Raw genomic sequence first — 12,694 nt, 5'->3', positions numbered from 1 at the left:
TTCCCCCGGCGAAACGGTTACTTGCTCATGGTGGCGATGTTGAACACCTGCTCGAGCATCGGATTAAAGGTGAAGCCTTTGACCTCTTTGTTCATCGCCAGCTGGTAGTTCTTCTGGAACAGATAAACGTATGCCGCTTCGTCGATAACCACCTTTTGCGCCTGCTGGTAATCTTTGGTGCGTTCCGCCTGGTCGGTGGTTTTCAGCGCGGCCTGCAGCAGGGAATCGACCTCTTTGTTCTCATAGAACGAGCGGTTGCCCGGCAGCCCTTTTTTATCCGATTCGAACCAGTAGTTCATGAACATATACGGGTCGGCAAAGTCCGGGCTCCAGTTGCCGATGGCGATGTCGTAATCGCCTTTGCCGACGCGGTCGCGCATGGTGGCGTTGGCCAGTTTCTCCAGCTTGACGTTAATGCCGATCTTGCCAAGGCTGGCCTGGGTTGAGAGGGCGATAGGCTCCCAGTTTGGATCGTTGTCCGAGTAGAGGAAGGTCAGGCTGGCGGGCTTGTCTTTGACCTTCTCCAGGGCTGCTTTAGCTTTGGCCTCGTCGAGGCTGTACTGCATAGCCGCGGCGTCAAAACCCCACATGCCTTCCGGGATCGGGCCGCGCATTTGCTTGCCGTTGCCGCTCAGAATGCCTTTCACCATCCCCTGATAGTCCGTCGCCCAGGAGACCGCGCGGCGTAAATCCACCTGATTGAGCGGCGCTTTGCTGTTGTTGAGGTAGAGGTAGGTCACGCGCAGGGACGGGTATTCGGCGACGGCGACTTTGCCTTCCTGCTTCAGGGCCGCCAGCTGATCGACCGGCAGGGAGTCGGCAATGTCCAGGTCACCGCGGGAAAGCTGCAGACGGCGCGACGCGCTCTCACCGATAATTTTTACCGAGACGCGCTTAAAGTGCGGCTTGTCGCCAGACCAGTGCGGGTTTGGTACCAGCACCAGCTGCTGGCCTTTCTGCCAGCTTTTGAGCATAAACGGCCCGGAACCGGCGGTGTTTTGCGCCAGAAAACCGCGCGCATCGTCTGCGGCATTGGCCTTCAGCACCGCCGGGTTAATGATGGACGCCCCGTCGTTTGCCAGGGTGTAGAGGAAAGGCGCGAACGGCTGGCTGAGGGTGAACTTCACCGTATGGTCATCAACGGCATCTATTTTCAGATCTTTCGGGAAGGCTTCAGACGGCCCCTGGCTGAGCTTTAGCAGGCGCTCAAAGGATAGTTTGACCGCCTCGGCGGTAACCGGCGTGCCGTCGGAAAATTTGGCGTTATCCGCCAGGGTGAAGGTCCACTCTTTCTGGTCGTCGGAAGCTTTCCAGCCCGTCGACAGATCGCCTTCCACCTCGGTAGAGCCTGGCTTGTACTTGACCAGACGCTGGTAGGACGGATAGGTGACGGTCCAGTCGTTGTTATCAATGGTGATGGCCGGATCGAGCGTTTGCGGGTCGGCGGCTTTACCGATCGCAAGCATGTCTTTCGGGACGGCAGCCAGCGCCAGCGGTGCGCTCAGGGCCAGCGTGGCGGCAATGATGGTCGAGAGAAGCGATGTTTTCATGGCAGTGCTCCAGGTTCAAAGAGAGGTGTGCGTCAGGGGAAAACAGGCAAAACGGTCGTCAAGCAGCGGGTAGCTGGCGGCGTTCGGCAGTTCGAAGTGCCACCATTCGCTGCTGATACCCACAAAACCGCCGCCAAACATGATGGCGTTCAGCAGCAGACGGTTACGCTGGGCGTGCGGCGGTACGGAGGGGTGATACGGATGCGATCGGTCATGCATTTCGTCAAAACCGGCGCCCATATCCAGCACGGCGTTATGTTCGTCCATCAGGGTGACGTCGATGGCCGTGCCGCGGCTGTGGTTGGAGCCAATCGCCACGTCGACCACGTATTCCGGGTTGGGGCAGGCCTCCCACAGCTGAGCCTGCGCCTGCTGCGGCCGATAGGCGTCGTAGACCACCAGCTTCAGCCCGGCCAGCGTGGCAATGCTGATGGCTTTTGCCAGCGCGGTAGCGGCATCGGTATGCAGCAGGCACAGCGCCTCCTGATAGATCGGGCGGCCGGTGATGTTGTCGGCGGTGGCGTATTTCAGATCGATATGCAGCGTGGGGAATGTCTTCGCCACATCAATCAGTTCACTCTCTACGGGCATAGCTCCGCTCCTTTAGCGTTCGAATTGACCAAACTCTTGTTGTAATTGTCGGTTTACCGCCAGACGAGCCGGAAGCGCATCACCCAGCGCTTCCACCACGCCCGACAGCAGCAGGTTGAACAGGCAGCTTACGGGGGCAAGTGAATCCCAGAAATGACCGGTATCGGTTTTCACCTGCAGCAAATCCATCGGGTAATCCCGCGCCCACGGGCACCAGATGTCGGTGATTAAGGCCAGCGGAATGCCTTTCTCGCTCGCGACGCGGCAGTACTGGCGCGCCATTGCGGAGTAGGTACGCGTATCTGTCAGCACGACATAAGGGTGCGAGAACCCCGAGTTCAGGGATTCCACCCAGCTGCCGGATGCCCCTTCGGAGTAGCTCACCCGCGGGCGGAGGTATTCAAGGTGGCTGAAGAAGGCGTTGGCGATCCCGCGCGTGGACTGGATCCCCAGCACAAAGACCGCGTCCGCGTGGGCCAGATGGTGTACCACCTGGCGGAAGGCGTCCGTTTGCGCCAGCTGGTACACCTGCGTGATGGCATCCACTTCCAGCGACAGGGCGTGCTGAAGGCGGCTGGAAAGAGGGCGCTGCTGCTGCCAGGAGTCGAGCCGCTCGTTCATGCCCCAGGGCTGATACGGATCGCGCAGGCTTTTTTTGGCATCTTCCAGGTTGCGGTACCCCAGCTTGCGCAGGAAGCGTCCGACGGTAATTCCGCTGGTCCCGCTCGCCTGACCCACACTTTCCGCCGTTTCAAACGGGATTTGCGCGGCGTGCGCCAGCAGCCAGCTTCCGACCCGCTTTTCGCTGGGCGTGAGCTGGCTGAAGGTCGCTTCGATACGGCTCAACATCTCAGGTTTCGTCGTCATACCGCCTCGCTGTTAACAGGCTGTCAAAAGCTGATTTTGTGTTACCCAATTAACAATGCATGACGCGTGCCATATTCACAGGCGGGCGAAAACCCGCTGCGCAGTAAACTTCATGCAATATTTAGTTAACCAATGATCAACATTTGTGCAGCGTAGTTCACTTTTGGTGCACTGGCTGAGCGGGCAGGTATGAATTTGGTGAATACGTCAGTCCGTTCACATTTTTGATAAGATAGATGTACTGTGAATATAAAAGGGATCCCGGCATGGCAAATCTGCCCTGGCGAGTCAGCGTGCGCCTGATCGCGCTTGCAAAGCAAACAGGAATGGTCGTGGGGATCGTACTGGTCGTCCTGCTGGCGGTGCGGGTCTATCTCTCGCAGCAGGGGCCGGAACTGCACCTGTGGCACACCTGGCGGGCCAATGAGATGTCCGCGCGCGAGATGGACAACACCGACTTTGCCGGGTATCAGGCCCGGGAAAAGTCGATTTTCACCGATCTGGATAACGCGGTGACGGCGAAAACAGCGGGCGAGGAACAAACCCCGTTAAACCGCTACTACCGCCAGAGCCTGGTGTGGCCCGGTCAGTTTGCCCCCGATGCCAACCGCTCCTTTGTGCTGATGCCGGCCGGAAAGCCACGCGGCGCGGTGGTGCTGCTGCACGGTTTGACGGACTCGCCTTACAGCGTCCGACGCCTTGCCGTGAACTATCAACAGCACGGCTTTGTGGCCGTGGTCCCGCGTCTACCCGGGCACGGCACCGCGCCCGGTGCGCTGACGGACGTTGACTGGGAAATGTGGCTGGCGGCGACGCGTCTTGCGGTGCGGGAAGCCACGCGCCTGGCGGGTGAGGCTGTGCCTTTGCATCTGGTGGGCTACTCCAACGGCGGGGCGCTGGCGATGAAATATACCCTCGATGCGCTTGACACTTCTGCGCTGCGTAAACCCCAGCAGGTGATCCTGCTCTCACCGATGATCGGCGTGACGTCCTTTGCGCGCTTTGCCGGTTTCGCCGGGTTACCGGCGCTGCTGCCGGCGTTTGCTAAAGCAGCCTGGCTGAATATTGCGCCGGAATATAACCCGTATAAATACAATTCTTTCCCGGTTAACGCCGCTCGCCAGTCGTGGCTGCTGACGAAGGCCCTGCAGGAGCAGATTGGCCGTGAGGCGCGGGTAAACAGGCTGGCGAAATTGCCGCCGGTGCTGGCGTTCCAGTCGGTCATGGATTCTACGGTCAGCACCCGCGCGGTGGTGACCGGCCTGTTCGACCAGCTTCCCGCAAACGGCAGCGAGCTGGTGGTGTTTGACATCAACCAGGCGGCGAGCTTCCGCCCGCTGTTCAAACCGTCGTCGTGGACGGCTACCTCGGCCCTACTGCCGGTTGCGCAAAGGCGTTACAGTGTCACTATTATTACCAATGCTGGCGAGCACAGTTTCTCGACGGTGGCGAAAATCACTCCAGCAGGCAGCACGCAGGAGACGGTCGTGCCGCTTGCGCAGTCCTGGCCGCAGGATGTCTATTCCCTGTCGCACGTTGCGGTGCCGTTCCCGCCGGATGACGATCTTTATGGTCGTGAACCTGCAGTGAAAAACCGCTACGGCATCAGCCTCGGGACGATTGCGCTCTGGGGAGAAACGTCCGTGTTGAGCGTCGGAAAAGAAGCGCTGATGCGGGTCACCTCGAACCCGTTCTACGACTATATGCAGGAGAGGATCGACAGCCGGATTGGCGACGGGGGAAAGTAACGTTCCTTTGTGGTGTGAATAAGTTAGGTCGCATTGATTAAGTATGTTAAATAGAAGCTTCAAAGCACCTCTCTTTCTCATCGGAACCCATTTTTGTGCTGACGACTCTGATCTACCGAAGCCAGTTGAATTTATCCCCCCCGACCACTGAACTGCGGGAGCTGGTGGAGCGCGCCAGGGGCCGCAATGCAAAACTGAATATCACCGGCGTCCTCCTTGCTAAAGGGAACGACGTTCTGCAGATCCTCGAAGGGTCGGAAGAGAGTGTGGTCAAACTGTTCCACACCATCCGTGAGGACAAGCGGCACAGCGGGGTGGTTGAACTGCTGCGGGACTATGGTCCGCGCAGACGCTTCGAAAACGTCGGCATGCTGCTGTTCGATCTGCAAATGCAGTCGCCGAAAGAGGTGCTGCAGTCGGTGCTGCGCTACAGCAAGCTGGAGAGCTATCTGACCTCCGACGATCGGGTGTTCAAATTTATTCAGACCTTTATAACCGGTAAACGTCCGGCCCCGTCGGGGGCACGCTACACCCCGGACAAATGGACGCTCTCGACCGAAACGTTACCCTTTGGTGAGCATCTGGGCCTGATTGTCGGGCAAACCTGCCAGTTTGCGCTGCAGCCTATTGTCGAGCCCTCGGAAGGGAAGATCAGCTCCCTTGAGGCGCTTATCCGCGGCAACGACGGCGGCAGCCCGGAGCATTTCTTCAGCACTGTCAACCCGGACAACGTCTACGAAGTCGATCTCCAGACAAAAGCGTATGCCTTTGCGCTGGCGGAAAAGCTGGGCATTGGCAGCCATAAAATCGCGGTAAACCTGCTACCCATGTCGCTGGTTAATGTCCCTGGCGCGGTGGAATTTCTGGTCAATCAGATTAAAAAGCATGGCCTTCAGCCGGAGCAGGTGGTCATTGAAGTCACTGAAAACGAGATGATCTCCGGGTTCAACCAGTTTAACAGCGCCATTAAGCAGCTTCGCGGCGAGGGGATTGGCCTGGCGATCGATGATTTTGGTTCGGGCTATGCCGGGCTTTCGCTGCTGACCCGCTTCCAGCCTGACAAAATTAAAATCGACCGCGAAATTGTCAGCAACATCCACCTGAGCGGCCCGAAGCAGGCGATCGTGCGCTCCATCATCAGCTGTTGCTCCGATCTGGAAATCACCCTGGTGGCTGAAGGCATTGAGAAAATAGAAGAGTGGTGCTGGCTTGAATCCGCCGGTATCCGTCGTTTCCAGGGCTTCCTGTTTGCCCGGCCGCAGCTTAATGGCGTCGGCGATATCTACTGGCCGCATCTGGTGCGGTAAGGCAATTTTCCCTCCCGTTATTTCCCCTTTGCACGGCCTGTGCTTAAATAGCTAAAACGGTTTAACATAGTTTAGCTAAGAGGATCACATGAAGAAAATCTGGGTACTTGGCGATGCGGTAGTGGATTTGCTGCCCGATGGAGAAGGCAGATTGTTGCAGTGTCCCGGCGGCGCACCGGCAAACGTTGCGGTCGGAATTGCCCGGCTCGGCGGCCAGAGCGCCTTTATCGGCAGGGTTGGCGACGATCCTTTCGGGCGCTTTATGGCGAAAACGCTCGCTGACGAGCGGGTTGACGTGACGTGGATGCGCCTTGACCCGGCGCACCGCACCTCAACGGTAGTGGTCGATCTGGACGACCATGGCGAGCGCTCGTTTACGTTCATGGTGCGCCCGAGCGCCGATCTGTTTCTGGAACCCGCCGATCTGCCACCGTTTAGCGCCGGAGAGTGGCTGCACGTCTGCTCTATCGCGCTAAGCGCAGAGCCGAGCCGTACGGCGACATTTGAGGCGATGGCCGCCATCCGTGAAGCGGGCGGTTACGTCAGCTTCGACCCCAATATTCGCCCGGACCTCTGGCCGGATGAGAACACACTGCATGGCTGCCTGGAGCAGGCCCTGCAAAGCGCCGACGTGGTGAAACTTTCGGTAGAAGAGCTGGCCTTTTTCACCGGCAGCGCGGAGGTCAACGTCGGTCTGGAAGTGCTGATGGAGCGCTGCCCGGCGCGTCTGGTGCTGGTCACTCAGGGTAAAGAGGGCGTCATCGCCTGGCATGACGGCGCCGTGGAGCACTATCCGGCAACGCCCGTTGAGTGTGTCGATACCACCGGCGCGGGCGATGCCTTTGTGGCGGGGCTGCTCTACGGGCTGGCTGCCGGGCAGGACCTGACGCCGGTCATCGCCTTAGCCCAGCGCTGCGGCGCATTAGCCACCACGGCCAAAGGGGCGATGACCGCCTTGCCGTGGCAGCACGAACTGTAATTCCTCCCTTCACTGGCCGCCATCCGGCGGCCTGAATTGTCGCCTCGATCACACTTACTAAAACGGTTTAGCAAAAAAGATTGCCGATCCAAAATTCACAGGTTTAGTATCAGCAACCTAAACCGGTTTAGCAATTTAGCACGTTTAATGACTTCTTTTAGGGATGCGACAAAATGTATAAAAAACGCAGACTTGCCGTGATGATAGGCATGCTGGCCGGAAGTACCTCTGTTTTTGCCCAAACGGATATGACAAGTATCGAAGCGCGTCTTGCCGCGATGGAGCAGCGCCTCCAGGCGGCGGAAACGCGTGCGCAGGTGGCTGAAAAACGCGCCGCCGATGCGGAACAAAAAACGCAGCAGCTGGTTGCCGCTCAGCAGCAGACGCAAACGACAACTCAGGCGGTAGCGCAGCGCACCACCGCGCTGGAGAAGAAGGCGGATCAGACCGGCGGGTTTGAGTTCCACGGCTATGCCCGCTCTGGCCTGCTGATGAACGATGCGGCCTCCAGCAGCAAAAGCGGCCCTTATCTGACCCCAGCCGGAGAAACCGGCGGCGCGGTAGGGCGTCTGGGGAACGAAGCCGACACCTACGTCGAGCTGAACCTGGAGCACAAGCAAACCCTGGATAACGGGGCGACCACGCGCTTCAAGGCGATGCTGGCCGACGGTCAGAGAACCTATAACGACTGGTCAGCCGATACCAGCGATCTCAATATTCGCCAGGCTTTCGCGGAGCTGGGCAACCTGCCTGATTTTACCGGCGCGCTGAAGGGCAGTACCTTCTGGGCAGGTAAACGCTTCGACCGCGACAACTTTGACATTCACTGGCTGGACTCCGACGTGGTGTTCCTGGCCGGTACCGGCGGCGGCGTCTACGACGTGAAATGGAACGATTCGCTGCGCAGTAACTTCTCCATTTACGGCCGCAACTTCGGCAGCGTGGAGCAGACCGACAACAACGTTCAAAACTATATTCTCAGCATGAACCACTTCGCCGGCCCGTTCCAGCTGATGGTGAGCGGCCTGCGGGCGAAGGATAACGACGACCGTAAAGACACTAACGGCGATCTGATTAAAACGGATGCCGCCAATCACGGCGTTCATGCCCTGGTAGGCTTGCATAATGATAGCTTCTACGGCCTGCGCGAAGGGACTGCCAAAACGGCGCTGCTGTATGGTCACGGGCTGGGTGCGGAGGTGAAAAGCATCGGCTCCGACGGCGCGCTGCTGTCTGAGGCGGATACCTGGCGCTTCGCAAGTTACGGTGTCACGCCGATCGGCGGTGGCTGGAGCGTTGCGCCCGCCGTTCTGGCACAGAGCAGTAAAGATCGCTACGTCAAGGGCGATAGCTATGAGTGGGTAACGCTCAATACCCGCCTGATCAAAGAGGTCACCCAGAATTTCGCGCTGGCGTTTGAGGGAAGCTATCAGTACATGGATTTAAATCCGGAAGGCTATAAGGATCGCAACGCCGTCAACGGCAGTTTCTACAAGCTGACCTTTGCGCCAACCTTAAAAGCGAGCAAAATCGGCGATTTCTTCAGCCGTCCTGAGCTGCGCCTGTTTGCCACCTGGATGGACTGGAGCAGCAAACTGGATCATTACGCCAGCGATGATGCCTTTGGCAGCAGCGGCTTCAACGCCGGCGGGGAATGGAACTTTGGGGTCCAGATGGAAACCTGGTTTTAACCCATCACGCTCCCGCCTGGCGGGAGCGTTTCGTACATCATAAAAAGAAGTCAGGCAGAGGTATCTATGGATTTTAATCAAATCGCCCGCGAGCTTATTCCGCTGCTCGGTGGCAAGGAAAATATCGCCAGCGCGGCGCACTGCGCAACGCGTCTTCGTCTGGTGCTGGTCGATGACGCGCTGGCGGATCAGCAGGCCATCGGCAAGGTCGACGGCGTAAAAGGCTGCTTCCGTAACGCCGGGCAGATGCAGGTGATTTTTGGTACGGGCGTGGTCAACAAGGTTTATGCCGCGTTTATTCAGGCGGCCGGGATAAGTGAGTCCAGCAAGTCGGAAGCCGCAGATCTGGCGGCGCGCAAGCTGAACCCGTTCCAGCGCATTGCCCGTCTGCTCTCCAACATCTTTGTGCCAATCATCCCCGCGATTGTGGCGTCCGGTCTGCTGATGGGCCTTCTCGGCATGGTGAAAACCTACGGCTGGGTCAATGCGGATAACGCCATCTACATCATGCTGGACATGTGCAGCTCCGCGGCGTTCATCATCCTGCCTATTCTGATTGGCTTCACCGCCGCGCGCGAATTTGGCGGTAACCCGTACCTCGGCGCGACGCTGGGCGGCATTCTGACCCACCCGGCGCTGACCAACGCCTGGGGCGTGGCGTCGGGCTTCCACACCATGAACTTCTTCGGTCTTGAGATTGCGATGATTGGCTATCAGGGCACGGTATTCCCGGTGCTGCTGGCCGTCTGGTTTATGAGCATCGTCGAGAAAAACCTGCGCCGCGCGATCCCGGATGCGTTAGACCTGATCCTGACCCCGTTCCTCACCGTCGTTATCTCCGGCTTTATCGCCTTGCTGATTATCGGCCCGGCGGGGCGCGCTCTGGGGGACGGTATCTCCTTTATTCTGAGCACGCTGATCGCCCACGCGGGCTGGCTGGCCGGGCTACTGTTCGGCGGGCTTTACTCGGTAATTGTGATCACCGGTATTCACCACAGCTTCCACGCGATTGAAGCCGGGCTGCTGGGTAACCCGTCGATTGGCGTTAACTTCCTGCTGCCGATCTGGGCCATGGCGAACGTGGCGCAGGGCGGCGCCTGTCTGGCGGTGTGGTTCAAAACCAAAGATGCCAAAATCAAAGCCATTACCTTACCGTCGGCGTTCTCTGCGATGCTGGGCATCACCGAAGCGGCCATTTTTGGTATCAACCTGCGCTTCGTTAAGCCGTTTATCGCCGCGCTGATTGGCGGCGCGGTGGGCGGGGCCTGGGTGGTCTCCGTACATGTATACATGACTGCCGTCGGGCTGACCGCCATCCCGGGCATGGCCATCGTGCAGGCCAGCTCGCTGCTGAACTATATTATCGGCATGGTGATTGCCTTCGGCGTGGCGTTTACCGTCTCGCTGCTGCTGAAATATAAAACGGATTCTGAATAATGACGTTACCTTCCCGCTGGCCTGCGATCCTGCAGGCCGTTATGAAAGGTCAGCCGCGGGCGCTGGCGGATAGCCACTATCCGCAATGGCACGCCGCGCCGGTGACGGGGCTGATGAACGACCCGAACGGGTTTATCTGGTTTGCCGGCCGCTACCACCTGTTCTATCAGTGGAACCCGCTGGACTGCGAGCATCGCTTCAAGTGCTGGGGGCACTGGAGCTCTGCGGACCTCGTGCACTGGCGGCATGAGCCGCTGGCGCTGATGCCCGACGAAGAGTATGACCGCAACGGCTGCTACTCCGGCAGCGCCGTGGTAAACCAGGGCGTTTTGACACTGTGCTACACCGGCAACGTCAAGTTCGATGACGGCAGCCGCACCGCCTGGCAGTGCCTGGCCGTGGAGCAGCCGGACGGAACGTTTACGAAGCTGGGGCCGGTGCTGGCGCTGCCGGAAGGCTACACCGGACACGTGCGCGACCCGAAGGTGTGGCAGCACGAAGGGGAGTGGTACATGGCGCTCGGCGCGCAGGATGTGCAAAAGCGCGGCAAGGTGCTGCTCTTTAAGTCAGCCGATTTGCACGCCTGGACGTCCTGCGGGGAGATCGCCGGTCACGGGGTTAACGGCCTGACGGACGCGGGCTATATGTGGGAGTGTCCGGACCTGTTTGACCTCGACGGAACGCATGTTCTGATCAGCTGTCCGCAGGGGCTGGCGCGCGAGCCGTATCGCTACCTCAATACCTATCCGGCTACCTGGATGAGCGGGGCGTTTGATTACGCCAGCGCCGCATTCGATCACGGCGAGCTCCACGAGCTGGACGCGGGCTTTGAGTTTTACGCACCGCAAACCACGCTGGCGGAAGACGGACGCCGCATTCTGATCGGCTGGATGGGCGTACCGGACGGGGAAGAGATGCTTCAGCCAACCCGGGCGAACGGCTGGATGCACCAGATGACCTGCCCGCGCGAATTACGGTACCGCGACGGCAGGCTCTGGCAGATCCCGGCGCGCGAGCTGGCGGCGCTGCGTGAAGATGAGCAGCGCTGGCAGGGGCGCGCTCTCGAGGCGCCTGAGCTGGACGCGACGCGCCTGGAGTTTGAGCTTAGCGCCGCGCGCGTGAACGTCGATTTTGCCGGCGCGCTGCGTCTTATGGTCGATGAGCAGGGCTTGCGTCTGGAACGCGCGAGCCTGAAAACCGGTGAAACGCTGACCCGCTACTGGCAGGGCGACGTCACTCATTTACGCGTTCTCTGCGACCGCTCCAGCGTTGAAATCTTCATCAACCACGGTGAAGGAGTGATGAGCAGCCGCTATTTTCCTGACCATCCGTCCCGGGTGCGATTCGAAGGTGCGTCCGATATCACATTACGCTACTGGTCGCTGCGCGCCTGCATGATAGAATGAGGGTTTTGGCAGCCGGATCTAAGTCGTTGTGAGAAAAACAAAACGCGTCACCATTAAAGACATCGCGGAGCTGGCGGGCGTATCAAAAGCCACCGCCAGCCTGGTCCTCAACGGGCGCAGCAAAGAGCTTCGCGTGGCGGAGGAGACGCGCGAGCGCGTGCTGGCAATTGCAAAAGAGCACCACTATCAGCCCAGCATTCACGCCCGGTCGCTGCGCGATAACCGCAGCCACACCATTGGTCTGGTGGTCCCGGAGATCACCAACTACGGTTTTGCCGTCTTTTCTCACGAGCTGGAAACGCTGTGCCGCGAGGCGGGCGTTCAGCTGCTGATCTCCTGCAGCGATGAAAACCCGGGGCAGGAGACGGTAGTGGTGAACAACATGGTGGCGCGTCAGGTGGACGGGCTGATTGTGGCTTCCAGCATGCTCAACGATGCGGACTACCATAAGCTCAGCGAGCAGCTGCCGGTGGTCCTGTTTGACCGTCACATCAACGACAGCGCGCTGCCGCTGGTGATCACCGATTCCATTACCCCGACGACCGAACTGGTGGCCGACATTGCGCGTCAGCATCCTGATGAGTTCTACTTCCTCGGCGGGCAGCCCCGCTTATCCCCGACGCGCGACCGACTGGAAGGGTTTAAGCAAGGGCTGCGTGAGGCCGGCGTGGAGCTGCGCCCCGAGTGGATCATTCACGGCAACTATCACCCGAGCTCCGGATACGAGATGTTTGCTGAACTCTGCGCCCGCCTGGGGCGTCCGCCAAAAGCGCTCTTCGCCGCCGCCTGCGGGCTGCTGGAAGGGGTGCTGCGCTATATGGGCCAGCATAACCTGCTGCAAAGCGATATCAGGTTAGCCAGTTTTGACGATCACTATCTCTACGATTCGCTGACGATCCCGGTGGATACCATCCGCCAGGATAACCGACAGCTGGCGTGGCACTGCTTTGATTTGATTAGCAAACTGATCGAGGGGGAGACCCCGGAACCGTTGCAACGCAAGCTGTCTGCCACCCTGCAGCGGCGCTATAAGTCATCTAAATAGCCCGACAGGATACTTCAATAACTTTAATTAATTTAAGTTTTGGAAGCGCCGATAACCATAAGGAATAATTCTC

Annotated in this window: 10 protein-coding genes; 7 read left to right on the top strand and 3 right to left on the bottom strand. The window is 59.1% G+C overall.

Annotated elements, in window-relative coordinates; translation table 11 throughout:
* Window positions 1–17 precede the first annotated feature (17 nt).
* Genes F0319_RS11270 through F0319_RS11260 form a run of 3 tightly spaced genes read right to left on the bottom strand, consistent with a single transcriptional unit; the run spans window position 18 to window position 3,008 of the window.
* Window positions 18–1,550 (bottom strand): ABC transporter substrate-binding protein, encoded by a 1,533-nt coding sequence (locus tag F0319_RS11270; RefSeq protein WP_111963606.1) that lies wholly within the window; start codon window positions 1,548–1,550, stop codon window positions 18–20.
* A gap of 15 nt (window positions 1,551–1,565) precedes the next feature.
* Window positions 1,566–2,141 (bottom strand): D-alanyl-D-alanine dipeptidase, encoded by a 576-nt coding sequence (ddpX, locus tag F0319_RS11265; RefSeq protein ID WP_111963605.1) that lies wholly within the window; start codon window positions 2,139–2,141, stop codon window positions 1,566–1,568.
* Window positions 2,142–2,153: 12 nt separating this feature from the next.
* Window positions 2,154–3,008 (bottom strand): MurR/RpiR family transcriptional regulator, encoded by an 855-nt coding sequence (locus F0319_RS11260; protein WP_111963604.1) that lies wholly within the window; start codon window positions 3,006–3,008, stop codon window positions 2,154–2,156.
* Window positions 3,009–3,274: 266 nt separating this feature from the next.
* On the opposite strand from F0319_RS11260, the gene F0319_RS11255 reads away from it, so the two are divergent.
* From F0319_RS11255 to F0319_RS11225, 7 genes are all read left to right on the top strand, one after another.
* Window positions 3,275–4,756 (top strand): alpha/beta hydrolase, encoded by a 1,482-nt coding sequence (locus tag F0319_RS11255; protein ID WP_149366953.1) that lies wholly within the window; start codon window positions 3,275–3,277, stop codon window positions 4,754–4,756.
* A gap of 95 nt (window positions 4,757–4,851) precedes the next feature.
* The gene (locus F0319_RS11250) at window positions 4,852–6,063 is read left to right on the top strand and encodes a diguanylate phosphodiesterase (RefSeq protein ID WP_111963602.1); all 1,212 of its coding nucleotides are present in this window, start codon (window positions 4,852–4,854) and stop codon (window positions 6,061–6,063) included.
* Window positions 6,064–6,151: 88 nt separating this feature from the next.
* A complete protein-coding gene (locus tag F0319_RS11245; RefSeq protein ID WP_149366952.1) occupies window positions 6,152–7,042 on the top strand; it encodes an aminoimidazole riboside kinase in 891 nt (296 codons plus the stop codon).
* 173 nt (window positions 7,043–7,215) lie between these two features.
* Window positions 7,216–8,733, top strand: a complete 1,518-nt coding sequence (locus tag F0319_RS11240; protein ID WP_149366951.1) for a carbohydrate porin — start codon at window positions 7,216–7,218, stop codon at window positions 8,731–8,733.
* Between the two features lie 66 nt (window positions 8,734–8,799).
* Window positions 8,800–10,170 (top strand): sucrose-specific PTS transporter subunit IIBC, encoded by a 1,371-nt coding sequence (locus F0319_RS11235; RefSeq protein ID WP_023619263.1) that lies wholly within the window; start codon window positions 8,800–8,802, stop codon window positions 10,168–10,170.
* On the top strand, window positions 10,170–11,576 hold the full coding sequence (locus F0319_RS11230) for a sucrose-6-phosphate hydrolase (protein WP_149366950.1): 1,407 nt from the start codon (window positions 10,170–10,172) through the stop codon (window positions 11,574–11,576). The genes F0319_RS11235 and F0319_RS11230 overlap by 1 nt, the downstream gene beginning before the upstream one ends.
* A 28-nt stretch (window positions 11,577–11,604) precedes the next feature.
* The gene (locus F0319_RS11225) at window positions 11,605–12,621 is read left to right on the top strand and encodes a LacI family DNA-binding transcriptional regulator (protein ID WP_115875128.1); all 1,017 of its coding nucleotides are present in this window, start codon (window positions 11,605–11,607) and stop codon (window positions 12,619–12,621) included.
* Window positions 12,622–12,694: the final 73 nt, after the last annotated feature.

This window comes from Enterobacter vonholyi, assembly GCF_008364555.1.
GTDB classification, from domain to species: Bacteria; Pseudomonadota; Gammaproteobacteria; order Enterobacterales; family Enterobacteriaceae; genus Enterobacter; species Enterobacter vonholyi.
This window is presented reverse-complemented; position numbering and strand designations above follow the sequence as displayed.